Here is a 24484-nt window from a genome sequence, read left to right on the forward strand (position 1 = left end):
ACACCTCTTAATCTCGTGTCACATTGTACTCAAGTTTTTTCGGAAGTAGTATTTCTACTTTTGTTCCTTTCCGTACTTCACTAGAAATATGTAATTCTCCAAGATGTTCTTTAATAATTCGTTCTGCTACTGTAAGGCCTAATCCAATTTTATCTTGCTTTGTTGTATAGAAAGCCTCTGTAACTTTTCCTACATTTTTATTTTTTATCCCGTGACCACTATCTACTATACTCACTATTACATAATCTCTTTTTCTATCTTCAACTTGTATTTGTAATACCCCATCCTGTTCCATTGCCTCTAGAGCATTTTTAATCACATATAAAAATACACCTTTTAACTTCCTTTGATCACATTCTATTTCACTTTTATTATGCTCTTCATTGAAAGCTATATTTATATGTAACTCATTCATTTTTTCACGCATATTTTCTACGGCTTGTACTAGAACATCACTTACAATATGTTTTTCATACACTGAAGGTTTACATGTAGCAACTTCCATTAATTCACTAATCATATTATTCATATTTTCTATTTCAAAAATCATTTGTCCATAGGTTGCATCTTTTTCATGTTTCTCTTTTTGTAATTGTGTAAAACCTTTTAATGAAGCAAGTGGGTTTTTTATTTCATGTCCCACTGTCGCTGCCATTTTTCCGACAACCGCCAACTTTTGTGCCTGACTAGCCTCTGCAATACTTTTCTTTACCGCTGAAAGATATTGCAAAAAACGATTTAACATAATATACGACACAAAAAGCAATAATGTATATATAACAAGTGGCATAAACAAATTAATTTCTTCAAATACAAATAGATATATCATATATTTTCCTATAAGAAATGGAGTTAGCATAAATAAAAATCGTTTACTTAAAAATATTGGCACGAAGAAAATGAAAATAAATTCGATTACATTCCCTTCATCAAAAGCTATTTTATTATGAAAAGCATACCATCCAACATTAAATGTCTCTGCAATCATATATGCAAATAAATATGTATATTTAACTAAATGTGCTTTTCCTCGCTCAAATAAGTACACACCCATACCTAATACGATCATAATATATGCAAGCTTCCATACTCCTTTATGCCAATTGCCTAAAGGCATTGTGTCTTCTAATATAATTGCATATGTAGTCTCATAAACAATTAAAATAACATGCAGCGTCCACAAAAAGATTTTAGCATTTTTCTTTTCTTCTTTAGCTGATAAAAAGCTCTCTGTCAACTCATCACCCCTTCAAAATAATATCTCGAAGAATACCATTTATTATAATAAATGATTTTCTTCGACAAACAAAGATAAATCGAACAATTGAGGAAAACCCTCCCATAAGCGCAACATCGTCAAGCTATATATAAGCATAAAACCAACAAACAATAAGACGTAACGAAAGACTTAAGTAACATTAACGTCCCAACAAAAATATTCCACGGTGTTCATGACCAACTGATTCCCTACAAAAGCGCTGAGCTCACCCAAAAGCGGATTAAAAATGCTCAACTACATGCTCTTACAAATAGTGGTCACGGTTCACCAATCGATCAAGCGGATGAATTAAATAAAGAACTTATAAAATTTTTAAATGCATGAAAACTGAACTACATCTTCTCACAAAAAAAGAATTTGCCGTGAGGGCAAATTCTTTTTTTCTAACTACCTTTTTCTATGGATTTAGAAGTTGCTGGAATAAATAATGATGTATCGATTTCCTTCTTCTCCTCTTTTAATTCATCTCGCGTCTTCTTTTTCTTCTTATCCATAGAGTAGAGCTTTCCTTCTTGCTCTTTCTTTATCCCTTTGATCATCAGATGTAAAACGAATATAGAAATAGTAAAGAATAGTAGTGGCGCAATGACAATCCACGGTGCTGTTAAAAATTCATTTTTGTATAGACCGATTAAACCCGCCCATTCATTCGTAAGTGAGAATGGTTTCCCCGTATCATAATCTACACCTCGTCCTCCGATTAAAATTCCAAAAAATGATAAATGAATTAATAACGTAAATAATTGAACAAACTGTTGTAAAAAAAGAACAAGAAGAATTTCTTTTAAATACAACCATATATGCTTTCTAATAATCCGAAACCTCGAAGCTCCTAGTATTTTCGAAGTTGTAACAAATTCATTTTTCATAAATAAATTGATTTCTTGATTCACATAAAGAATAACAGCTGGTAACAGCGCAAAACAAAGGACCGTAAACTGCTTTATAATAATATCCATATTAAATCCAGTTAATTGACTGTGCAACATGATTGGAAACATCCACAAAATCGCCCATAGCACTGTCGGAATAAAGAAATATACTTTACATATTTTTTGAAATAAATTTTGTACTATAGATGGTGTATGAGCCAATGCTACACCTAATATCGTACCGAGAAACACTTGTATAACACATATGCCAAATACGAATAAAATGGTAAACTTCGCACCTACTAGTAATTGAAAAAACAAATTAAAGCCGTTACGATCTGTACCTAGTGGTGGTATTGTCAGTGGGCTAAACGGCGCTGCTGCAATAACATTCCCATTCGCATCATTCAGCCAAATGGTTTTACTCGTATATAAATCTTTGCCAAACCATGTAATGAGGTAACTAATAACAACAAGACCTACAAAGTAAAGGACCCCACACCAAAAACGTTTGGACCGAATCGTTCTATATGTCATGAGAAGCCCCTCCTGTAATACGATTCACTCGGTAATGTATAATAGTAAATAAAATATAGAATGGAACAAATAATAACAGAATCCACCATGCCATCGTTAAAGGATTTAAAGAGCCTGCCCTTATTAAGAAAGACATATACCCCGTAATATTAAAAGCTCCCTCTACCATTAAAAGGCTTGAAATCATGAACAAGAAAAGCGGCTGCAAGTGATTTAACAGATGGTACATAATATTACGTAATAAATGAACATACAGTATATATTTATTGCTCAATCCTTTCGCACGGGCGAATTCCACATACGGCTTATTCTTTTCTTCCATTAAAAATAAAACGATAATACGGAAAAAATGAAGGGTTGGAACGATTGTCATACAAATAATAGGTAAGAAATAGGCACGTTCATCATTAAACGCATAAATAGTAATAACGCGATATCCTGTCTGTTTATAAATCCATACAACAAATAACTGTAAACTAAAAATTAATAATAAATCTGGAACTGATTCTATTAAAATTAAACAACTCTCAATCCCCTTCTTAATTTTAGAAGAAACTAATAAGTATACGAACGAAAGACCAATTGAAAGAATAATAGTTAAACAAGTAGCGATTAAAAGAATCGTCATCGAATACTTATAAGGTTCAATAATCCTTTCAAAAAAAGGAATTGACTGCATAGTGTTTGTATCAATATGTGCAATATCTTGCGGAGAAGCTAATCTCTCTAAATATGTAATAAAATCAAGACTATTCCCTAAAAATAAAGAGAATGGTAAATAACTTAATGTAAGGATAACTGCGATACTAATAAGAAATTCTATTATTTTTCCGCCCCAAAAACTCTTCAATATCCCACCTCTTTTCCAAAAAATATCCTATCCCACCTTATTATAACTGATTCTTCTGAAAGTTTTGTTTATATTTCCGAAATAAAACTTTAATCAATAAAAAACGATATTAAATTGATGTTCAGCAAAAATAGACGAAATTAAAAATTCACACATTTCTCACAAATAAGTGAATAAAATGATTACATTTTTATTTATAATAAATGTACAGGTAATACTCCCTAACCCCCAGCTTGTCTAGTTACCCCGTGCAATACTATAAAAAAAGAACTTGTATCGTATACAAGTTCTTTTTTGCGTTTATTGAAATAGTATATCCTTACTATACTGATTTCCAGCAAGTAAATCATATTCAAGCATTTTATATTGTTCTAACATTTCTTTTTGTTTCTTTGTTAAGTCTTTAATCTCTTCGCCATTTTTATCAACCTTTAATTCATCTCTAAGCACTGGTATTTCTTTATATAATTCTGATAAAAATTGATAAAATGCTGGTTTATTTAATCCTGCATAATCAAGAACAAGATTCGAAAAATAAATCGGGCTTACTAAACCTAAATCATCATTTGGTATATCAAAATTTGCATACATTAATAACGGCGTTTGTGCCATCGCTAATCGTTCGTTTAGCGCTTTTTCATCCGTTATATACCCATTCTCTTTATAAAAAGATTTATTTGTTCCTAATGACGGGAGATGATCGCCAAAGAATACTAATAAGGTAGGTCTATCTAAAGTATCCAGTTGCTCGATTAAATATTGAAGAGCTTCATCGGAACGTCTTAAACCTTCTGTATATGTCTCTAACTCAACCTTCGATTCTTCATTTTCGATTCCACTAATTTCTATTTGATTTTCACCAAATCTTCCTGCTGTAAACGGAAAATGATTTTGCATCGTAACGGCATGAATAAATGTAGGTTGCTTTTGCTTCTCTAATTCATCTATTATCTCTTTACTGATAGATAAATCACTAATATAATCTCCATCAACTTCTACATTCTCCATCGTATCTTCCGCATTAAAATTATCAAACCCTAGCACTCTATATACATCATCACGTTTAAAGAATGCACGGCCGAACGAATGAATTGCACTTGTGTAATATCCTTCTTTTTTTAATGCTCGCGGAATTGATGGGATTTCCTTCTTACTTGTAACGACCTGCTGATATGGTATAGATCCTGGCTTTAACAAACTCATTGAATAACTTGTTAACGCCTCAAATTCAACGTTCGCAGTATTTCCTCCAAACGAAGGAGAAATAGTTTGTCCACCAGGGAAATTTTCTATATAATGATGCAAATTCGGTAAAGGATCTTCACTAAAAGAAAGATTAGTTACCTTCGTTGGATCCCAAAACGATTCACTCATTACAAAAACAATATTCGGTTTCTCTTTTTTCTTTTGATCCCCTGTATTGCTACTATATTGTTTCTTTATATCATTTGCTATTTGATTCATTTTTTCTTTTGAATAATCTTTCGGCTTTTCAATAACTGTCGTGTCTAAATTACTTATAAAGCCTAATACAAAACCATTTTGACGATAGTTTCCATTTTGATCCCATAAAACAAACTCGATATCCCACCGTTGAAACAATTTATTCATGAATGTATTCGCGTAATTACTATACACATACACCACAAAAATAGACCCTATGGCCAAAAGAACGCGTACTCCTATATTGATTTTTACATTTTGAATATGTTTTCTCACATATATACCTATCAAAATACAAACAACAATACTTACAATAACAAGAAAAACAAAACCCCAACTAAAATAATCCATCACCATCGGTATAACAGACTGCATATGTCCAATCTGTACAAAATCAGAAGGATATAGAGGCTCTCCCCTAAAAATCAATTTGTAGTAATTTACAATAGCTAAAATAATTAATAACACACTAGTCAAAGTTGTACTCAAAAATACCTTTCCAAATACGTTGTACATTAAAACATATATTGCAAAGATTACAATAATGCTAAATATAAACTGTGCATTATAATTGTAAATCCAATTTATTGTACTTACAAAATCTATATCATTCTGCATAAAAACAAAAAGTAAAGTAACCGCATGAGCGACTAAAAATGTTCTAATATAAATCCGAATACTCGGCTTAAATTTATTAACTATCCCTTTATTTAAATACGCCACATACAATAGTACAATCCACATCAAAATAGTTATTATATTTAAAACAACTTTTTGATTTAACATTTCTTTCGTCGTATCTAAACTAAAATATTTCAAAACCAAGAAAAATGTGGGTACTACATATAAGGTTACTAAGCCACTTAAAATCGCTGAAATTAATATATTTCTTCTTGGATGATGAAATGAAAAATTCTCCCTCAATTCATTCCCTCTTTTCTGTTTATTAATTTCACCCCGCACCGCATAAAAAATATTACTTATATAAACATAACATATTATGTACACATCGTCTTCCCATATATCTTACTTGTGAAATGTCATTCTTTCTCTCTTGTATATACCAAGTAAAAAAACAAACGATTCTTATCATATTTCTAATGCTATTTTATTTGTCAGCACGAGTTTCAGAATACTATTACTATAGAAAAGAACCTGTCATGCGACAGGTTCTTTTCGTATTTATTATATTATGAAAGAGAAAATGATTAGCGTGTTTACTATACAAGAGGAAGCATTCATATTTTCCATATGATACATACAATCACGATACATACAAAATCAAAAAAATCTAATCTCGGCCCCTTTTTCATCGTCATATCTAACCACATATGAACCCATTTCACTTCTTTGTATTTATGAATATTTTTCTTTGCAAATCGGTACATGAGCACTTGCATGATGAAAAATCCGGCTACGCAAATACATAATAAGATGAGAAATCCAATCACGAAATTCCTCCTTATTTTTGCAGCGCTTTTTCTACGATATGGTTCCGTAGCACCCATTCTTCAAACTGTGCACTTCCAAATTCCCAGCTAAGATCACGAGCATGTACAGAAAAAACGTAATAACCGGCATATTCGTCCATAAACCTACCTGTCTCTACCTCATTTTTCTGGATACCATATACTCCGAAATTAAAATACACATCCCATACGTCTTCATGCTTTCTCTTGTAAGCAATCGATTCCATATCACATTCAGTTCCGAAATAATCAAGATGCAAATGAACGCTATCATCATATTCGTATTCCATTTTATCACCCCTTATATGTGTACTTCTTTATCACCAAAAAAATTCCTGCTATCTATACTCACATATGGGCACTTACCTACATATCATGCTTGTAGATTGACTTCTAGGAGGTGCCATATAGTGAAAAAATTAATAGCTGTGTTTTGCATTATGTTACTAGCGGTTTTCACATTCGCTGCTTGTAGTAGCACAAAAGAAAATAAGAAAGAACAAACTCAAAACATTCGCGTCGGCGAAGTTACCCATTCTCTCTTCTATGCCCCGTTATATGTCGGGATTGAAAAAGGATTTTTTAAAGATGAAGGATTAAATATTGAATTACAAACAACAGCTGGCGGAGATAAAACGATGACTGCCCTATTATCTGGCGGTATTGATGTTGCTCTTGTCGGTTCTGAAACATCTATTTACGTTCATCAGCAAGGAGCAAAAGATCCTGTCATTAACTTTGCACAACTCACACAAACAGATGGGACATTTTTAGTTTCCCGTAAAAAATTAGATTCTTTTAATTGGAATGATGTGAAAGGTGTTACGTTTTTAGGACAGCGTAAAGGCGGCATGCCGCAAATGGTTGGAGAATATGTTTTAAAGAAAAATGGCATTGATCCTCACAAAGATACGAACTTAATTCAAAATATCGAGTTTGCTAATATTGCAAATGCCTTCGCATCTGGTACAGGAGAATTTGTGCAGCTCTTTGAACCGACTGCAAGTATATTTGAAAAAGAAGGAAAAGGTTATATCGTCGCTTCGTTCGGAGCTGAATCTGGTACTGTTCCGTATACAACGTTCATGGCAAAAGAAAGTTTCTTAAAGAAAGATAAAGCTGCTGCTGAAAAATTCACACGTGCTCTCTATAAAGCACAACAATGGGTTGATACACATAGTCCAGAAGAGATTGCTGATGCCGTTTCTCCGCTATTTAAAGACACTTCAAAAGACATTTCAGTGAAAGTAATTGAACGCTACAAAAAACAACATTCTTATGCGACAAATCCATTATTAGATGCTGAAGAATGGAAACAGCTTCAAACCATTATGAAAGAAGCAGGCGAATTACAAAAAGAAGTCCCACATGAAGCGCTCGTCAATACAAAAATTGCCGAAAGCGTTATTAAGAAATAGAGGCGAATTGTATGAGTCTTTTACAAATACGTAACGTTTCTCACTGTTTTTTTGCAAAAGACAATGCCAAATTGATTCTCGAAGATATGAGTTTACAAGTGGAAGAAGGAGAATTTATTTCTATACTCGGTCCAAGTGGTTGCGGGAAAACAACGCTTCTCTCGATTATCGCTGGGCTACTTGATCCAATTGAGGGTATCGTATTTTTAGATGGTGAACCGATTACAACGAAAACTTCATCAATGGGCTATATGCTGCAGCAAGATTATTTGTTCCCTTGGAAAACGATTGAAGAAAATATTATGCTTGGGCTTCATATTCGGAAGATTTACGATGAACAGACGAAAGAACATACGTTAAAACTTTTAAAACAAGTCGGTTTGCATGATGTAGAACAGCAATATCCTCGTGAATTATCTGGCGGTATGCGTCAACGTGCCGCCCTCGTTCGGACGCTAGCAACCGATCCGAAAATTTTATTACTAGATGAACCATTCTCTGCACTCGATTATCAAACGAAGTTAAAACTAGAAGAGCTCGTCTTCAACCTATTACGTAACTATAAAAAAACATCCTTACTCGTGACACACGATATTGAAGAAGCGATTGCGATGAGTGATCGTATTTATTTACTACAAGCGAATCCTGGGAAAATCGCAAAAATATTTATCGTCCCAGAAAGTATCCGTTCCTTATCACCGTTAGAAGCACGCCACCACTATGATTTCCCAGTTCTTTTCCAAGATATATGGAAGGAGCTGGAGCGCCTTGGATAATATAAAACAGCTGCATGAACAGTTTCGAAAGAAAGAACGTCAATATGCATGGATTGCTCGCTCCTTACAGCTTTTACTGCTCGTTCTTTTCTTTGCATTATGGGAACTAGCAAGCAAAAAAGAGTGGATTGATCCTTTACTCTTTAGCTCTCCTTCGAGCATTTGGGATCTCTTCTTAACGAAATGGATTGACGGTTCACTTTGGATTCACATATGGACGACATTACTGGAAACTGGAATAGGTTTCATTCTTGGAACAGTACTTGGAGCCATTATTGCCACATTCCTTTGGTGGATACCACTTTTAGCTCGCGTTCTCGATCCATATCTCGTTGTCCTAAATGCAATGCCAAAAGTCGCACTTGGCCCTATTATCATTGTTATTTTCGGTCCAAATATTTCATCGTCTATTGCAATGGGCGTAATCATTTCCATCATCATAACTATCCTCGTTATTTATAGTGCATTTCAAGAAGTCGATTCTAACTATATAAAAGTGATGGACACATTTGGCGCAAATAAATGGCAATGCTATAAACAAGTTATACTCCCCTCATCGTTCCCGGCAATTATTTCAACGCTAAAAGTGAACGTTGGATTATCATGGGTCGGTGTTATTTTCGGTGAGCTTCTTGTTTCTAAACAAGGACTTGGCTATTTAATTAGCTATGGATTCCAAGTCTTTAACTTCACACTCGTCTTACTGAGTGTACTACTCACATGTGTTCTCGCAACACTTATGTATGTGTTTGTAGAGGCATTTGAAAAAATTCTAATTGGAAAACGAAAAAGAAGCTGACTCAAAATGATGCGTTAGAGTCAGCTCCTTTCTTTTAATTTTTATCGCACATTTTCGTTTCGTTTGTAACGTTTCCATTTGCAACCGTAACTGTATGGAAACAGTCTTTCACACGTACTGTAACGACATTATCCTTTCGATCTATCACATGATAATCATTAAACTTTTCATTTAATGCAGTACGAATTTGCTCTCCTTCAAAAATCGGAAAACCATGAGACATTACCCAAATGAGACCAGCAACCGCAAGAATCGTTTTCATACGTTCCATTACCTCCTCGAGAGTAAACTTATAGTCCCTACAACACGCGCATTATAATTGTGTCTAATTTGTGACATTTTTATACTAATTCTATTTTATAGCGCTAGTTCCTTCTTCTTTTTTATAAAAAGACAGAATTTTCAATTTTATCAACATAAAAAAACGCGAAGAGCTAAAATTCTTCACGTTTTCCCACAGATCAAATATATCGAACACAGAACTCGCATTAGTGTCCACTTTGTTATTCTATCGTTTTCGAAACATCATATAATCCTGCTAACACTTCCGCGCGCATTTTCACAAGCTCCGGGAATTGATAGAAGAAGGCAATTTTCTTATATTTTAGCTCTGTTCCTTCTTTCACTTTTTTTGAATCTTGTAAAATAAACGCTGTAAATGTATCTGCAATATCTTCAGCTACATTCGTTGTTCCGTATTCAGATACAAACTCGTCCTGTTTCTCCTTGAAAAACTGCATTTGAGCTTCTTCACTCTCTTCCACTTTCTTTTCTGTCCACTCCTGCTCAATTGGTTTCCAGAACGAATTATGGAATTGATTTATATAAGAACTCTCCTGCGCACATCCTTCTTGTAAGAAAAGAGATTTACATTTATTTTGGTATGAGGAAATATCTTTATCTTCTTCAAAATCCTTTAAGTATTGTTCATTTACTGGTATTTGTTTATGTCCGAGCGTTAATACGTGCGCGGTCTCATGAATTAATGTTTTCATCACTTCATCGATATTTACTGCAGAATCAAGCGTATCTAAACTAAGAGTCCACTCTTTCGGATACTCCATACTTGGCATAACATGAGCCACGATGCCATCGTATCCATCCGTTACTATGTCAAACTCTTTTATATCACTGCGATACTTAGCTGGAATAAGAGTACTGTACATTTCCCATAACGATTGATGATACTCTCTATCTTGACGCTGTTGTAGTACTTCTTCTTTCGCTTCTTTATCTTCAGCGAAAGCCTTATTCAATCGTTTCCGATCTAGTTTATCGAAATAAGGATCTACAATTTCATCACCATCAATATAATAAGAAGCTAAAAAGAAATAATTGTCATCCTCTTCTTTGTTCTGTTCCGCCTCTTTCATATTCGTACTTTCATGCTCTTCTATATCATAATCTTCTGCTGCTTCCAATTCAGATAGTCCATCTATCTTTTTATGTACTTTTTGAAGCGTTTCATCGCCTATTTGTGTGCATTTTTCTGTCGTATCACATACATCTTTTTTCTCTCTTTTCGAAGTTTGTTCCGACAACTCACATCCGGCTACTAAACCAATTGAAATTATAAAACACACTAACTTTCCATACAGTTCCTTCATATAAACCTCCGTCGTTCCATTCTACAAAACTATAATAATCAATTTCCAACAAATATGCGATAATTAATTATAAAAATTGTAAGGAGGTTTCCCATGATTCGAGCAGTCTTATTCGACTTAGATGCAACACTATTAGATCGTCGTCAATCTTTAGAAAAATTTATTCATGATCAGTATAATCGCTTCGCCTCTCATTTAATACACGTAGAAAAATCCGAGTATTGTTCTCGTTTTTTTGAACTCGACAATAATGGATATACCTGGAAAGATAAGGTATATACTGCTCTCCTTTGCGAATACAACATTACTACTTTAACGCAAGAGCAACTGCTGCACGACTACATCACAAACTTTCAACATCACTGTATTCCTTTCCCAAACATGCATGAATTACTTCAACAATTAACACAACAAAGCATTAAAATTGGTATTATTACAAACGGTTTTACTGAATTTCAACTGAACAATCTCTGTGCTTTAAACATACATACGTATACAAACACAATTCTTATTTCAGAAGCTGAAGGAATTAAGAAACCACATCCTGAAATTTTCGAACGAGCTTTGCAAAAACTAAACGTAAAAGCAGAAGAATGTCTTTACGTTGGAGACCATCCAGAAAATGATGTACTTGGTTCTGAAAATGTAGGAATTCGTGGCGTTTGGAAGAAAGATTCCTTTTGGGGTGACTTTGAACATTCACGTATGGTAGATGATTTACTGGAGGTACTTTCGTTTTTAGAGGCAGAGATTAAAACAAGACAATAGTAAAAGGAGGCTTCGTTTCCCGAACGCCTCCTCCTTTATTATTCATAAACTGTAAACTGCGGTTTACTCGGATGATCTATCACTTGCGCATCATCTGGAAACTTTGAAACTTTTTGATATAAGGCAATATCACCGATACAACCTGCTGTTAGTAGGATTCCTAAAAATGAGATCGATTGCATATTCGTAGCTAACCCCAATACGATTGGTAAAATTCCAGTTGGTACAAACGGCAGTATTAACACTTTCTTCATTTGCTTTACTGTAATCACCTGTTTAGAATGCGCATATGCAATACCTAATTTCCAATTGACGCCCCATTTCAGCTCACTCCACGGAACACCTCCGATATAGCGAAATCCTATTAAATGTATCGCTTCATGAATACAAATAAGAACAATCATTGCGATAATAAAAAGAAACACAGTTGGTAACGTAATTTCAACTTGAACCCCGCCTGGAAGAAGCGCATGCAAAAAACTAATTACAAATGATAAAGCAACTATTATAAGAAATGCATAGACATTTAATTTAACCATAGAAACAGTAACAGTTGTTTCTTTTCTGTTATCCATATTCCCCCTCCTAAAACAAAAATATATCTTTACAGAATTGTATAATATACCCAAAATAACGTAAAGATATATTTACATTTATTCTTGAACACAAAAAAAGAAACCGGCTACTTTACTTCGTAAAACAGCCGATTTCTTCTATATGTTTCATCGTGCGCGCCAGTACATCGTCGCGCATTATAAAGCTAAATTTTCTATCAGTTTTAATGTTATTAGGAATGTCTGTTAATAAAACAGATCCTTTCGTTTCTTCGTAATGCGTATGTTCTTCTACCGCACTAATTGTTGCAAAATAAATGTTTTTAATGATTATTTTGTCTTTTCCAGATACTTTGTATTGTCCTAAGTAAGTTAAATCAGAAACTATGCCGCCGGTTTCTTCATGAACTTCTCGAACTGCCGCTTCTTCCGGTGTTTCCCCTAGTTCTACTTTACCACCTGGAAATTCAAGACCGCGACGTAAATGATGCGTTAATAACCATTGATCCCCGTACCGGCATACAACCCAAACATGCTTTGGCTCAGGAGAAAATGGGTAACGTTCAAACGATAATTGTACAGTATTGTGGTAATAATCTTTAAATTTGTACATGCCATTACTCCCCTATTGATGGTTACAAGTTTTTCCTACCACAAATTGTAGCATATTCTCGCTTTTCTGCATAATATTATCCAATTATAATCCATTGATTATTCCCATTTGCGCGACTAATTCTTTCGTCTCATGATTTCCTAAATCGTAAACCATTTTATATGCTTTTTGTAGCTGTTCATCATATCGGTCATTATTTGAATCTTGATGATACTCAATAAATGGAACTTGGGCGCGTACAAACGAACCTAAATCCTCTACGTACGCTTGATCGAAGTATGCTCTCAGTTCTGTAATTTCCTCATCATTTGCATAAATTTCAAAATTATACGTATCTGCCGTCTTCACTTGCGAAATTTGACCATTTCCTATCGATATATAATATGTTTTTTTATTCTCCATGTAACACCCTTCTTTCATCCTTTTAATTTCTATTGTTTTCATCAATTACAAAATTATGTAAAATAAAGAAAAGGAGGGGGCTTATGCTCAAAATATTAATAATCGGTATTATAATCGTGCTAGTCGTACTAGTACTCTCCGTTATGACGATTAATAAAGGGTATGCTTACAAACATTCCGTTGATAAACCAGAAGATAATCCTTATGCAAAAAACAGCAAGAAGAATTCATAATACGTTTCATATATAATCTCACTCAATGCCATCCTCATATCCAGTATTACTTTAACGATGGGTCAACATTACTTTCTACCACTTTCACAATTTCTATTAGGAGCTTTAATGTTTCTCATTGCAATTGAACAAATAAAACAGAAAGATTCCGGAACAGGATTTATTTGTATTGTTGCTGGAGCTTTCAGTTGGATTGTTCTCATCATTAGCTATATAAAATAAGGGGGCTCTTATGTTAAAAGGATTGCGGATTACTTTTTCACTTATTGCTTTAACTATAGCAATCTATAGTTTTATCAGTGGCAACAGAGACGTTATGCCTTACATGTTCATTTTCTTAGGATTAATGGCTTTCACTATAGGTATAGAGGAAATAAAAAAACACGGGCAATCTAACAGTGCTCTTGCTTTCATATTCATAGCTGGAGCTGGTGCTTTATTGCTTGGCGTCTCAGAAATATTTCGTTAACTAGTCTGTTTAAAGGGGGTTATATAATGCTAACTGGATTACGGATTTTTTTAGCACTTCTCACGCTTCTCGGACTCTCTCTTTGCACTTATGCCCTTATTACCGATAATTTCTCACTTCTCCCATACGTACAATTTATTCTCAGTTGTTCCTTTATTCTTCTAGGAATGAATGAACTGAAATCCGGACGAAAATCAATGAGTATTCCGTTTTTTTTCGTTTCTAGTCTTATATTCTTCTTTTTAATATCGAACTACTTTCGCTACATGTAGCAGTGAATTTTAAGTACCAACTAAGAACTGTTATTACATTGGAGGCTAATTTAAAACTACAAAAAGGTAGGCGTTAGTATGCTAAAAACATTGCGCATTATATCCGCCCTTATCGTCATCTCTGTCGCTCTATATGGAATGTTTACAAATCAGCTTGTTATGATGCCCTATATGCTTATTGCCTTATCTATTATGGCATTTATCATAAACGCAGAAGAAAAACAAAAACAACAGAAAGTAAACAGTGTGCTCTCATTCTATTCTGCCTTATTCACCTTAATCGTTGCCATTATCATTCTTGTCTCGCGATAACTACTTTTTCTACTAGGAGGCTAAAATGCACATAAGAAAATTACAACTAACCATCGTTTTTATTACTTTGATCCTATGTTTATACAGCACATTTACAATGAAATTTCAAACCTTTTCACCTATCATTTTGTTTCTCTTTAGCTTATATGGCATTTTAGTAGGGATTGAGACCATTCAAAAACAGCAAAAACAGATTGGAGCTATTAGTATCGCTTTAAGCATGTTTACAATTATTTTTGTTATTCCATTTATACTATTCTTTTAAAGGGGGATTCCATGTTAAAAAACGTTCGAATAATACTAGCAACCATTGCTCTTATTCTCGCTCTATTTAGCCTCTTTGCAAACCTTTCTATACTTTTATCATTCGTATTTATCCTTTTGAGTATTATGTGTATCCTTTTTGGAATTGATGAAATAAAAAAGCAGCAAAAAACGAGAGCATTTGTTTATTTTCTCTGTTTTGCTGCTACTTTATATGTTGCACTTTCCCGCATACTACCATCCAAAAGATGCCATTCCTATGGATATTTTGGATGGCCTTCTTTTATTTATTAGATTTATTTACTATCTTTCATTTCTTAAAAGCGTTTATAAGTGACACTCATATTTTTACAATCTAAAATCATTCCAACAGACCTCATATAGTCTATCCCTAAGATTCCATCGAATCCATAAGAGTCTTGTGTAATACCTAATTGAACTAGAAATGTTTTTAATAACTTTTCATCAATACTCACATCATTGATTTCTTGCTCATAACACGGTTCACTGTATCCACCAATACCATACATTCTTTTTGGTCTTCCATTAATTAAGTCTAATTCTATCCCGACTTTAGCTAATACATCTGTATCAAAAATTGTTGTTGCACAGCCTGTATCTAATAATACATTATTCAGTACTAACTTTTTTCTTTTGTACCGCATGGGAAATGTAGCAATTGGAAGTCCATGATCCATTCGAATTTTCATGCTCTCCCACGTACTCCGCTAAATCGTTGTTCTTCTACTTCAATCTCTTCTTTCCTTGTATGAAAAATGTAAAATTCCCTTTGTGGAAAATCACGATGTATTTTCTTATATGCAGCCCATGCACTTTCTGTACTATTATATTCATCTACTACCGACATTTCCTGAATCATACGTTTATTCCCTTTTGAATAAACTGAAACAGCTTCTACTAATACAAGAGTATCCGGATATTTGCTTCTTATTTCACTCCAATTCATTACCATCACTCCTTTTTCATTAGTTTAGCACACTCATTGTTTTTATATAAAATTTGTACTTTTCTCTTTTACAAATAAAAAAACTGCCCTCTCACAGGCAGTTTTCTTTTTTATATCGATTGATGAAAACTAATAATCAATGGAAAGTGCCCCCACTAATTAATGTTTCACTTTATCCAAATACTTTCTCAAGTTCATCTTTATCTTGGCTTAACCAGAAGTTCATTAAGCGTTTTGCTCCTTCTAAGTCATGAAGCTTCGCTTGGCCACATTGTGTTTCATTTGCAGCTGGAATTTCTGTAATTTGAACCGCATCTTTTAATGTTAGTTCTAGTAAATCAATGATTTCACGAACTGTCGGTGTTCCGCTTACAACAAGGTAATACCCTGTTTGGCAGCCCATCGGTGAAATATCGATAATATCGAAATGCGGATAACGATCAATATATTTACGTAAATTAAATGCTAATAAATGCTCTAACGTATGAATAACATCTGGTTTCATTGCTTGTTTATTCGGTTGGCAAAAACGAATATCAAATTTATTTACAATACCGTCACTACCTACATTGTGAACTCCGCAATGTCTTACATAAGGTGCTTTTACAATCGTATGATCTAATTCAAAGCTTTCTACTGATGGCATACAACATCTCTCCCGCTTTTAATTTAATTCCGTTATATCCAATATGATATAACGGAAATCGACATTAGTAAAGAATTATGTACGGTCGTGCTATAATACTTTAAGACTATGCTGAAAAGGAGACCATTATGAAACAGATTTTTATCGGTATTATACGCTTTTATCAAAAGTTCATTTCTCCGATGACACCACCAACGTGCCGCTTTTACCCAACTTGTTCTCATTATGGATTAGAAGCGTTTCAAAAACACGGTGCCCTCAAAGGATTTTGGCTTACTTGCAAGCGTATATTAAAATGTCACCCTTTCCATCCAGGAGGATTTGATCCTGTCCCAGATAAAAAGGATGACAAAGTAAATTCTTAATTATCGTAACCATTCACAACTAAATCTAATTTTCCTGTGTCAGGATTTATAACAAGACCGTGAACAGGTACCTCTTCCGGAAGTAACGGATGGTTGCGAAGTACTGATACGCTATGCTCTACACTTTCTTCTACACTAGAGAAGCCGCGCAAGAATTGTTCTAAATCAATTCCAGAGTAACGAAGTGTATCTAGTTTCTCCTCTGTCACACCGCGTTCTTTCATCTTCTCAATCGTACTGCTTGCTTGAATTTTTGCCATACCACAATCATGGTGACCAACTACACATACTTCTTCAGCACCAAGCTCATATACAGCAACTAAAATGCTACGCATAATACTTCCGAATGGATGTGAAATAACAGCGCCTGCTACTTTAATAATTTTCACGTCACCGTTACGCATATTCATCGCTTTCGGTAATAGTTCCACAAGACGTGTATCCATACAAGAGATGATTACCATCTTTTTGTTTGGAAATTTCCCTGCTACGAACTCTTCGTATTTTTTCTCTTCAACAAACTTTTCATTGTATTGTAAAATCTCTTCTAATGACTTCATAGTAAAGAACCCTCTTTTCTCTCATTTACACTACATATATAGTGTACCAAAATATGAAAAACTCAAAAAGGATATTGTTTTATTATAAAAGCAATATATTTTCAGATAACCGACATAATTCTTTCAAAATATACACACAGCTTTGTAACAACTCCCACATGCTTTACCCCTATTTTCACTATAAACTAATTGTAGATAATGTAAAAAAGGAGTGAATCTTTATTATGTCCGACGTTCTGTTACTGAGTCGTTTTCAATTTGCAATTACTATTTTTTATCACTTTTTATTTGTACCTTTGACAATCGGACTTGTCATTTTAGTAGCATGTATGGAAACTCAATATGCCCGCACATTGAATCCAACATACCGCAAAATGGCAAATTTCTGGGGTAAATTATTTACAATTAACTTCGTAATGGGGATTATAACTGGTATTACGATGGAGTTCCAATTTGGAACAAACTGGTCTGAGTACTCCAAATATATGGGAGATATTTTCGGATCACCTCTCGCAATCGAAGCACTTGTTGCCTTCTTCTTAGAATCTACCTTCATGGGGATATGGTTATTCGGTAAAGACAAAATTTCACCAAAGTTCCGTGCCTTCTGTATGTGGATGGTCGCACTTGGAACAAATATTTCTGCCCTTTGGATTATTACAGCAAACGGTTTCATGCAAAATCCTGTTGGCTACGTAGTACGTAACGGCCGCGCTGAATTAAATGATTTCTGGGCACTTGTTACAAATCCATATGCTTGGAATATGTTCTTCCATACTGTAATTGGTTGTTATATCGTTGGTGCTTTCTTCGTTATGGCAATTAGTGCCTATCATTTATTACGTAAAAACGAAGTGGAATTCTTCAAAAAATCATTTAAGTTTGGTTTAATGTTAGGCTTATTCGCTGCAACTGTTACACCATTTATGGGACATCAATCAGGGGTATCAGCAGCTAAATATCAACCAGCTAAAGGAGCTGCAATGGAAGCAGTTTGGGAAACTGGCAAAGGACAAGGCTTCTCAATCATTCAAATTCCTGATGTGAAAAATGAAAAGAACTTTGAATTCCTTACTATTCCAAAACTAGGAAGCTTCTTCTATACAAATTCATTTGATGGCGAAATTACTGGTTTAAAAGATATTCCGAAAGAAGATCGTCCAAACGTTAACCTCGTGTACTATAGCTTCCGCTTAATGGTTGTACTTGGCATGTTCTTTATGGCATTAACTTGGTTCGGTTTCTATTTAAATAGAAAAGGAAAACTAGAAAACTCAAAACGTTATTTAAAAATTACAATGTGGTCTGTCTTACTTCCATACATTGCGATTAACGCTGGTTGGATTGTTGCTGAAGCAGGTCGTCAGCCATGGACAGTATATAAACTGATGCGTACAGCAGAATCTGTATCACCTATATCTGTCCCGCAGATTTGGTTCTCACTAATTAGTTTAATATTGTTCTACACTTTACTTTTAATTGCAGACGTATACTTAATGCTGAAGTTCGCGAAAAAAGGACCTGCTGCATTAGAAGAACCTGCTGAAGGAGGTGCGGCTCATGTCTCATGATACACTTGCAATCATCTGGTTCGGTTTATGGGGTGTGATTTGGACAGTTTACTTCATCCTTGACGGATATGCACTTGGTAACGGAATGATTTTCCCATTCGTTGCGAAAGACCGACAAGAACGAAATCAATTACAAGAAGCTATTGGCCCGTTCTGGGGTGGTAATGAAGTATGGTTAATTACAGCTGGTGGCGCAACCTTTGCTGCCTTCCCAATCACATATGCAAATATGTTTAGTTACCTATATACACCACTATTTTTAGTATTACTTGCACTATTCGCTCGTGCTGCTGGACTTGAGTTCATGCATAAAGATGATTCACCAATTTGGCAAAAAACTTGTAAATGGGCATTTACAATCGGTAGTTTCCTAATCGCCTTCTTATTCGGTGTTACATTCGCTAACCTATATTACGGACTAGAAATCGGAAAAAACGGTTATGAAGGAAACTTACTTAGCTTACTAAACCATTACGGTATTTTAGGTGGTCTGTTCTTCACTGCTATATTCGTCGTATCTGGTGCCCTTTGGGTTATGATTAAAACGACTGGTGAAGTATCTGATCGTGCTTATAAAATCGCAAGACCATTTTCAATGGCAGCTGCTATCATTTTAGCTATCTTCTATGTAGCAACTGCAAATCGTACAAATCTATTCCAAAACTTTACGGAATATCCTGTACTATTCATTCTTCCAGTACTTGCAATGTTAATGAGTGTACTCGCACTTATTATGGTGTACAAACACAAAATCGGCCTTGCATTCACATTCGTTTGCTTAACAATCGCAATGTTTATGACAACTGGCTTTGCAGGTATGTTCCCAAGAATGTTACCATCACGTATTAACGACGCATACAGCACAACACTATATAACGCAGCAGGTAGTGAATTAAACTTAAAAATTATGTTCTTCGTTGCAATGGTCATGGTACCAATCGTTATCGGTTACCAACTTTGGAGCTACAGCATATTTAAAAATAAAATTCATAAAGACTCTGCTAAAGGGTATCACTAAAATAAAAAAGACACTTCGTTTGAAGTGTCTTTTTTCTACGTATGATTTCCGATAAAGTGAAGGCTAATAATCAGTGGGGGTACGGGCGCCCGACTGCTCTCAAATAACGGGATAAGATGTTATATTTCCAATCTACAGAAGAATCACTGACAGCTCTCATTTTGATTGCATCACACAACCAGCACACTACTTTGTGCAATTTTACATATAAAAATTATAACGTAGATTGAATTACTTGATCATACACATCGCTATCGGTTACATCCGCTGTACTAATACCACTGAATGTCCTCACCTTTAGTCCGGTATTTGAAGATCCTGATCCATTATACGCTTTCGTCTTTTCAATCGGTTGCACGTTATATTTATCCCCTAAATTAATCGTCCCATTGCAGTTTTCAACAATAACACCTTCCACAACTGCCGGCATTTTGTCACCTACTTTCATTTCGTTATTCTTAGTATATGAATACCGTCTATGAAAATAGCTTATTTATATACCGAAAAAAGAATTCTTCAATCCTTTAATACATTAAATGAAATGAACTTGAATCAGTTGTTTTCTATATTTAGTTAAGAAAATTCAAAATCGTTATTTTTTTATCATCATCTTCAAAATCATGTAGTATTAAGGATGCAAGAAAACATTATACAAATCGAGGTGTACTATATTTATGTCTTTCGGAATTATTCCTCTTATATTGTTTATTATTTTTCTAATCTCTTACTTAAAAGATCCACGAAAAATAATAAACGGCTTTTTATTTAATGCCTTTTTCTGTTCATTTTTATTATTTTGCGTTATAGCCTCATATGTATCTGGTAGTAACTCTTTACATTTTATCGTTATTATTCCTATGATAGCGCTAATTGTAATGATACCTTTTGCTATAGTCGCTTTAATGTTTGGACTATTTCTTAATGCGAGAATCCTGATGAGGCGTGAAGGACGACGCTTCACAAATTCGTTAACTTTAATTGCTGCTTTAGGGATGTTATTCTTTATGATGCTTCCTATCATAGATACAACAAGTTTATTCTCAGAGCATTTTCAATTTATTTTCGCTGCTATTTCTCTTATAACTATGTATTTCTTTGTACATTTGTCTAACTTCTTAAGCGCATATTTTTTATACCAATTCAATAGACCGAGACGTAATCAAGATTTCATCATCGTTCTTGGTAGTGGCTTAATTAATGACAAAGTGCCACCTTTACTTGCAAGCCGTATTAATAAAGCAATCGACTTTTATTGGAAACAAGCAGCTGTAAATACACCACCAACAATCATTTTCTCTGGCGGACAAGGTCCAGATGAAGGCCTTCCAGAAGCAGAAGCGATGCAAAATTATGCTCTTGAAAAAGGAATTCCTATTGAACATACAGTGCAGGAAAATCGCTCTGTAAACACATATCAAAATATGTTGTTTTCTAAAGAAATTATGGATTCGTTAAAACCTAAAGGTAAATATAAAAGTATCTTTACAACAAATAATTTCCACCTTTTCCGCGCTGGTATATATGCAAGACAAGCCGGCCTTAATAGCCAAGGAATCGGATCAAAAACTGCCTTTTATTATTGGCCTAACGCAATGATTCGCGAATATGTCGCAATCGTCGTTATGGGACGTAAGCGACATATGAAAGTATGCGGAACAATTTTAGGTTTCGCTTTATTCCTAACAGTCATTAGTTTTTTATTTTCATAACAACTATTAAAGTCCCCTTCTATGAAAAGGGGACTTTTTTACATCTTTCAGTTCATCAAATTTAAATCAGTAACATAACAGCGTACAAAACATTAATAATTCCAGAAACCATTCCAACAATAGCAAATGTTTTACTCGTACCTGTCACTTTTTTATTTAAACCTAATATAGAAAATACAATAGCTATAGTGCCAATAAGTCCCCATAAGTTAATAAACCATGATATCAACCCAGTGATGAAACCAACTAAAGAAAAAACTTCTATACTACTATTAGAATTACTATTTACAAAACTTCCCTCTACCGTTTTATAGCTAAGATTCTCCCCACACTGTCCGCAAAACTTGTTATCCTCATTCGTTTCATTCCCACATTTCGTACAATATCTCAAAGAACCTCCCCCTTAAGATCAGTAGCCAAAACATACATATCATCCTATTATTTTTCAATTGAAAACATTCCTATTTTTATACGCATTAATCATATACGAGTGTATTTCAAATAATAATATCTCCTGCATACACCCAGTAAAGGAGAATTTTTTCAAATATAATGTTAAAATAAACTTTAAGTGTGAATGATGTAACACATAAGAAACTAGTTTGAAACGAGGAAATTATATGGAAAAAACTATCAAAAACAAGCCCAATAAGCTAAAATTCGCTTCAAAATCTTTGATGATTATTATTGGGGCACTTATCACAGCGTACGGATTAGAAGCGGTATTAATTCCAAATAACGTATCCGACGGTGGTGTGACTGGTTTAAGTATCGTTAGTTCAAGATTATTTGGATTGCCATTAGGGGCTCTAATCGCAGTTATTAACATTCCTTTCGTTTGGTTAGGATATAAGCAAATCGGTAGAAGCTTTGCAATTTATTCCATTATCGGGATTGCTTCATTAGCAGTAGGTACCGTTGTCATGCACGGAGTACCAACTATTATTGAAGGCGATACATTATTAGTTACAGTTGCTGGCGGTATTATTATTGGTTTTGGTATGGGACTAGCATTACGTAACGGCGGAGCATTAGATGGAATCGATATGCTAGCTGTATTACTTTCTCGTAAGTTACCATTTGGAACGAGTGACCTTATTTTATTCTTAAATATGTTCGTATTTATTTTCGTATCAACAGTATTCGGTCTTCAAGGCGCTATCCTTTCGGCAATTGCTTACTTTATTGCTTCAAGAGTGATTCATATCGTTGAAGTTGGTTTAAGTGGTTCGAAAACATTTAAAATCATCACAAAAGAGCCTGAATTAATGGTAGAAACCATTCGCGATCGTTTAGGCCGAAGTGCAACATACAATGAAGTTTATGGTGGTTATTCAAGGGAGCAATTTAAAGAAATTTCTTGTGTAATTAACCGTTTAGAAGAAAGTAAAATGAAAGACCTTATTAATGAAATTGATCCCAATGCCTTTATTACAGTTTATGACGTAGCAGAAGTAAAAGGTGGTAATTTCAAGAAACGTGATATTCATTAATCGTTATGAAAAACGAGGCTGTGCCAGCATGTTGGCACAGCCTCGTTTTTTTATTAAATTGCGGTCCATATATTCCAATTTACTCGCCCCATCTTCCGCCGCTTTTAATCCACGCTACATATTTTTGGAAAGCGGGCACTTCATGTTGAAAACGAAGCGGAATATACAGAAAGAGAGTACATGTACATATGATCCATAGAATACCTACTACAAAGTGAAATTTCATCGTTGTACTAATGAACAAACTGAGGAATAAGACGAAGAACATAACCAAACTAAATCTTTTATACATAGTCATCACAATCTCCTCCTTATACCTTAATTGTATCAGCTACAAGGAATTAATTTCCATAATAAAAAAAGACCGAAAAGTAAATCTCACTTCTCGGTCTCTCTACTATCTTCTCTTCGTAACTTTCCCTGAACCACCGACCCTTGTTTTCGGGGGAGACGTATTCTTTGGCGGCGTTTTAATAGATGATTTCGGCTTCACATCAGATCCGCTCGAACCACCTGGTGTTTTTGTAATTTTCCCTTTGCTACCAGTAGAAGGCGGAGGCGTGTTACTTCCTTTTTTCGTAATACTTCCTGTATCTCCTACAGAAGGTTTCAAATCTACATTATCGCCTCGCTTAATGATAGACCCTTTCCCTTCCTTCGTAATTGGAGGTGGGGTTTTCTTTTCCTCTTTCGTAGGCGGTCTTTCTGGAGTAACGGGTTTATGATTTTGTCTGTCATTATATCCGCGATAATCACCATATGATGATTTTTTCGAACCGAATATATCGTTTAATATACTCCCCATAATATAGCCTTGCAGGAATGACGGTTGGTAATTTTGACGGACAAATTCTTCATTACTTATTTCAATTAACGTATCGGATGGTTTCTCTTTATCCTTTTGAAGGTTATACATTTTATCCGAATAAACGAGGAACATTTGATTTTCGTCTTCTTTAGATGCTTGCTTCGGTTTCCTTTCGGCTATAAGTTCCTTCGCGACTTCAGGAACTGACCGATTGGCGGCCCTATACACGTAAGATTCTTGTTTACCTTCCTTTGCGACAGACTCAAGTGGGTAACGGTCTTGAATTGACTTTGTCTGCCCACCTTGACAACCTGATAAGGCATAACCAGCAACAACAAGTAATGTAACGATAGCAAGTATAGGGATCACAAACGATTTAATCATGGTAAACAATCGGTTTGACATGATTA

General features: G+C 34.5%; 34 protein-coding genes and 1 pseudogene. 16 read left to right on the forward strand and 19 right to left on the reverse strand.

The features are described 5' to 3' along the window. Positions 1 to 7 precede the first annotated feature (7 nt). The gene (locus tag COI75_RS18965; protein WP_000140332.1) at positions 8 to 1237 is read right to left on the reverse strand and encodes an ATP-binding protein; all 1230 of its coding nucleotides are present in this window, start codon (positions 1235 to 1237) and stop codon (positions 8 to 10) included. Between the two features lie 156 nt (positions 1238 to 1393). Between COI75_RS18965 and COI75_RS18970 the strand changes: the two are divergent. Continuing rightward, positions 1394 to 1603, forward strand: a pseudogene (locus COI75_RS18970) (alpha/beta fold hydrolase); the annotation flags it as partial. A 59-nt stretch (positions 1604 to 1662) separates the two neighbouring features. Here the strand turns inward: COI75_RS18970 and COI75_RS18975 are convergent. The 5 genes from COI75_RS18975 to COI75_RS18995 all read right to left on the reverse strand — a co-directional run bounded on the left by COI75_RS18975 (position 1663) and on the right by COI75_RS18995 (position 6740). Then, a complete protein-coding gene (locus tag COI75_RS18975; RefSeq protein ID WP_000222446.1) occupies positions 1663 to 2688 on the reverse strand; it encodes an ABC transporter permease subunit in 1026 nt (341 codons plus the stop codon). Next, positions 2678 to 3538 (reverse strand): ABC transporter permease subunit, encoded by an 861-nt coding sequence (locus COI75_RS18980; protein WP_000834896.1) that lies wholly within the window; start codon positions 3536 to 3538, stop codon positions 2678 to 2680. The genes COI75_RS18975 and COI75_RS18980 overlap by 11 nt, the downstream gene beginning before the upstream one ends. Before the next feature lie 300 nt (positions 3539 to 3838). Next, positions 3839 to 5905, reverse strand: a complete 2067-nt coding sequence (locus COI75_RS18985; protein ID WP_097807500.1) for an LTA synthase family protein — start codon at positions 5903 to 5905, stop codon at positions 3839 to 3841. Between the two features lie 314 nt (positions 5906 to 6219). After that, positions 6220 to 6432, reverse strand: coding sequence for a hypothetical protein (locus COI75_RS18990; protein ID WP_000578977.1), 213 nt, complete (start codon positions 6430 to 6432; stop codon positions 6220 to 6222). A gap of 11 nt (positions 6433 to 6443) precedes the next feature. Next, positions 6444 to 6740, reverse strand: coding sequence for a DUF3986 family protein (locus COI75_RS18995; protein ID WP_000455570.1), 297 nt, complete (start codon positions 6738 to 6740; stop codon positions 6444 to 6446). Positions 6741 to 6860: 120 nt separating this feature from the next. On the opposite strand from COI75_RS18995, the gene COI75_RS19000 reads away from it, so the two are divergent. From COI75_RS19000 to COI75_RS19010, 3 genes are read left to right on the forward strand one after another with little or no spacing between them, the layout of a single operon-like run. Beyond that, a complete protein-coding gene (locus tag COI75_RS19000) occupies positions 6861 to 7868 on the forward strand; it encodes an ABC transporter substrate-binding protein (RefSeq protein WP_000733212.1) in 1008 nt (335 codons plus the stop codon). A gap of 11 nt (positions 7869 to 7879) precedes the next feature. Next, a complete protein-coding gene (locus COI75_RS19005; RefSeq protein ID WP_000055154.1) occupies positions 7880 to 8644 on the forward strand; it encodes an ABC transporter ATP-binding protein in 765 nt (254 codons plus the stop codon). Further along, the gene (locus COI75_RS19010) at positions 8637 to 9443 is read left to right on the forward strand and encodes an ABC transporter permease (protein WP_000368765.1); all 807 of its coding nucleotides are present in this window, start codon (positions 8637 to 8639) and stop codon (positions 9441 to 9443) included. Before COI75_RS19005 ends, COI75_RS19010 begins: the two co-directional genes overlap by 8 nt. Before the next feature lie 34 nt (positions 9444 to 9477). Here COI75_RS19010 and COI75_RS19015 read toward each other — a convergent pair whose 3' ends face one another. Both COI75_RS19015 and COI75_RS19020 read right to left on the reverse strand, forming a co-directional pair. Further along, positions 9478 to 9705 carry a hypothetical protein gene (locus COI75_RS19015; RefSeq protein WP_000849120.1) on the reverse strand — a complete coding sequence of 76 codons (228 nt, stop codon included), beginning with the start codon at positions 9703 to 9705 and terminating at the stop codon, positions 9478 to 9480. 241 nt (positions 9706 to 9946) lie between these two features. Next, on the reverse strand, positions 9947 to 11050 hold the full coding sequence (locus tag COI75_RS19020; protein WP_000661686.1) for a hypothetical protein: 1104 nt from the start codon (positions 11048 to 11050) through the stop codon (positions 9947 to 9949). Between the two features lie 93 nt (positions 11051 to 11143). Here COI75_RS19020 and COI75_RS19025 point away from each other — a divergent pair, with 93 nt between their 5' ends. Next, positions 11144 to 11818, forward strand: coding sequence for an HAD family hydrolase (locus COI75_RS19025; protein WP_000617300.1), 675 nt, complete (start codon positions 11144 to 11146; stop codon positions 11816 to 11818). A 38-nt stretch (positions 11819 to 11856) separates the two neighbouring features. On the opposite strand, the gene COI75_RS19030 is transcribed toward COI75_RS19025, so the two are convergent. The 3 genes from COI75_RS19030 to COI75_RS19040 all read right to left on the reverse strand — a co-directional run bounded on the left by COI75_RS19030 (position 11857) and on the right by COI75_RS19040 (position 13387). Next, positions 11857 to 12393, reverse strand: a complete 537-nt coding sequence (locus COI75_RS19030) for a DUF3267 domain-containing protein (RefSeq protein ID WP_000370321.1) — start codon at positions 12391 to 12393, stop codon at positions 11857 to 11859. 112 nt (positions 12394 to 12505) lie between these two features. Then, complete coding sequence (gene mutTA, locus COI75_RS19035; protein WP_000276387.1) at positions 12506 to 12985, reverse strand: antimutator 8-oxo-(dGTP/GTP)ase; 480 nt, start codon at positions 12983 to 12985, stop codon at positions 12506 to 12508. Positions 12986 to 13069: 84 nt separating this feature from the next. Then, on the reverse strand, positions 13070 to 13387 hold the full coding sequence (locus tag COI75_RS19040; RefSeq protein ID WP_000428377.1) for a hypothetical protein: 318 nt from the start codon (positions 13385 to 13387) through the stop codon (positions 13070 to 13072). Positions 13388 to 13470: 83 nt separating this feature from the next. Here COI75_RS19040 and ytzI point away from each other — a divergent pair, with 83 nt between their 5' ends. From ytzI to COI75_RS19075, 6 genes are all read left to right on the forward strand, one after another. After that, a complete protein-coding gene (gene ytzI / locus COI75_RS19045) occupies positions 13471 to 13620 on the forward strand; it encodes a YtzI protein (RefSeq protein WP_000912936.1) in 150 nt (49 codons plus the stop codon). A gap of 57 nt (positions 13621 to 13677) precedes the next feature. After that, on the forward strand, positions 13678 to 13842 hold the full coding sequence (locus tag COI75_RS19050) for a YczI family protein (RefSeq protein ID WP_080013115.1): 165 nt from the start codon (positions 13678 to 13680) through the stop codon (positions 13840 to 13842). A gap of 10 nt (positions 13843 to 13852) precedes the next feature. After that, positions 13853 to 14089: a DUF3953 domain-containing protein gene (locus tag COI75_RS19055; protein ID WP_000911976.1), complete on the forward strand. Its 237-nt coding sequence runs from the start codon at positions 13853 to 13855 to the stop codon at positions 14087 to 14089. A gap of 350 nt (positions 14090 to 14439) precedes the next feature. Next, a complete protein-coding gene (locus COI75_RS19065) occupies positions 14440 to 14673 on the forward strand; it encodes a DUF3953 domain-containing protein (protein ID WP_000920929.1) in 234 nt (77 codons plus the stop codon). A gap of 25 nt (positions 14674 to 14698) precedes the next feature. Next, complete coding sequence (locus COI75_RS19070) at positions 14699 to 14938, forward strand: hypothetical protein (protein WP_000548098.1); 240 nt, start codon at positions 14699 to 14701, stop codon at positions 14936 to 14938. An 11-nt stretch (positions 14939 to 14949) separates the two neighbouring features. Continuing rightward, on the forward strand, positions 14950 to 15231 hold the full coding sequence (locus COI75_RS19075; protein WP_000917087.1) for a YczI family protein: 282 nt from the start codon (positions 14950 to 14952) through the stop codon (positions 15229 to 15231). Positions 15232 to 15254: 23 nt separating this feature from the next. Here the strand turns inward: COI75_RS19075 and COI75_RS19080 are convergent, their stop codons facing one another. The 3 genes from COI75_RS19080 to luxS all read right to left on the reverse strand — a co-directional run bounded on the left by COI75_RS19080 (position 15255) and on the right by luxS (position 16550). Then, complete coding sequence (locus COI75_RS19080; RefSeq protein WP_000702352.1) at positions 15255 to 15647, reverse strand: hypothetical protein; 393 nt, start codon at positions 15645 to 15647, stop codon at positions 15255 to 15257. Continuing rightward, positions 15644 to 15904, reverse strand: a complete 261-nt coding sequence (locus COI75_RS19085) for a hypothetical protein (RefSeq protein WP_001104577.1) — start codon at positions 15902 to 15904, stop codon at positions 15644 to 15646. Before COI75_RS19085 ends, COI75_RS19080 begins: the two co-directional genes overlap by 4 nt. A 172-nt stretch (positions 15905 to 16076) precedes the next feature. After that, the gene (gene luxS / locus COI75_RS19090; RefSeq protein WP_001141369.1) at positions 16077 to 16550 is read right to left on the reverse strand and encodes an S-ribosylhomocysteine lyase LuxS; all 474 of its coding nucleotides are present in this window, start codon (positions 16548 to 16550) and stop codon (positions 16077 to 16079) included. Between the two features lie 128 nt (positions 16551 to 16678). On the opposite strand from luxS, the gene yidD reads away from it, so the two are divergent. After that, complete coding sequence (gene yidD, locus COI75_RS19095) at positions 16679 to 16915, forward strand: membrane protein insertion efficiency factor YidD (protein WP_000809334.1); 237 nt, start codon at positions 16679 to 16681, stop codon at positions 16913 to 16915. On the opposite strand, the gene COI75_RS19100 is transcribed toward yidD, so the two are convergent. Beyond that, positions 16912 to 17475, reverse strand: a complete 564-nt coding sequence (locus tag COI75_RS19100; RefSeq protein ID WP_000838165.1) for a beta-class carbonic anhydrase — start codon at positions 17473 to 17475, stop codon at positions 16912 to 16914. The genes yidD and COI75_RS19100 overlap by 4 nt on opposite strands. Positions 17476 to 17699: 224 nt before the next feature. Here COI75_RS19100 and cydA point away from each other — a divergent pair, with 224 nt between their 5' ends. Further along, a complete protein-coding gene (gene cydA / locus COI75_RS19105) occupies positions 17700 to 19046 on the forward strand; it encodes a cytochrome ubiquinol oxidase subunit I (RefSeq protein ID WP_001286169.1) in 1347 nt (448 codons plus the stop codon). Continuing rightward, positions 19036 to 20064 (forward strand): cytochrome d ubiquinol oxidase subunit II, encoded by a 1029-nt coding sequence (cydB, locus tag COI75_RS19110; RefSeq protein WP_000017734.1) that lies wholly within the window; start codon positions 19036 to 19038, stop codon positions 20062 to 20064. The genes cydA and cydB overlap by 11 nt, the downstream gene beginning before the upstream one ends. A 214-nt stretch (positions 20065 to 20278) precedes the next feature. Here the strand turns inward: cydB and COI75_RS19115 are convergent, their stop codons facing one another. Further along, positions 20279 to 20512: a spore germination protein gene (locus COI75_RS19115; protein ID WP_033657059.1), complete on the reverse strand. Its 234-nt coding sequence runs from the start codon at positions 20510 to 20512 to the stop codon at positions 20279 to 20281. Positions 20513 to 20738: 226 nt separating this feature from the next. On the opposite strand from COI75_RS19115, the gene COI75_RS19120 reads away from it, so the two are divergent. Continuing rightward, the gene (locus COI75_RS19120; RefSeq protein WP_000007815.1) at positions 20739 to 21773 is read left to right on the forward strand and encodes a YdcF family protein; all 1035 of its coding nucleotides are present in this window, start codon (positions 20739 to 20741) and stop codon (positions 21771 to 21773) included. A 61-nt stretch (positions 21774 to 21834) separates the two neighbouring features. On the opposite strand, the gene COI75_RS19125 is transcribed toward COI75_RS19120, so the two are convergent. Further along, entirely contained in the window at positions 21835 to 22164 is a 330-nt protein-coding gene (locus tag COI75_RS19125; RefSeq protein WP_001268094.1) for a zinc-ribbon domain-containing protein, read from the reverse strand. Between the two features lie 229 nt (positions 22165 to 22393). On the opposite strand from COI75_RS19125, the gene COI75_RS19130 reads away from it, so the two are divergent. Further along, complete coding sequence (locus COI75_RS19130) at positions 22394 to 23266, forward strand: YitT family protein (RefSeq protein WP_000415907.1); 873 nt, start codon at positions 22394 to 22396, stop codon at positions 23264 to 23266. A 79-nt stretch (positions 23267 to 23345) separates the two neighbouring features. Here the strand turns inward: COI75_RS19130 and COI75_RS19135 are convergent, their stop codons facing one another. Both COI75_RS19135 and COI75_RS19140 read right to left on the reverse strand, forming a co-directional pair. Further along, positions 23346 to 23564, reverse strand: a complete 219-nt coding sequence (locus tag COI75_RS19135) for a hypothetical protein (RefSeq protein WP_000180092.1) — start codon at positions 23562 to 23564, stop codon at positions 23346 to 23348. Between the two features lie 99 nt (positions 23565 to 23663). Continuing rightward, on the reverse strand, positions 23664 to 24479 hold the full coding sequence (locus tag COI75_RS19140) for a DUF4247 domain-containing protein (protein ID WP_000071205.1): 816 nt from the start codon (positions 24477 to 24479) through the stop codon (positions 23664 to 23666). Between the last annotated feature and the right edge of the window lie 5 nt (positions 24480 to 24484).

It is taken from the genome of Bacillus cereus (assembly GCF_002564555.1).
Lineage (GTDB): Bacteria > Bacillota > Bacilli > Bacillales > Bacillaceae_G > Bacillus_A > Bacillus_A cereus_K.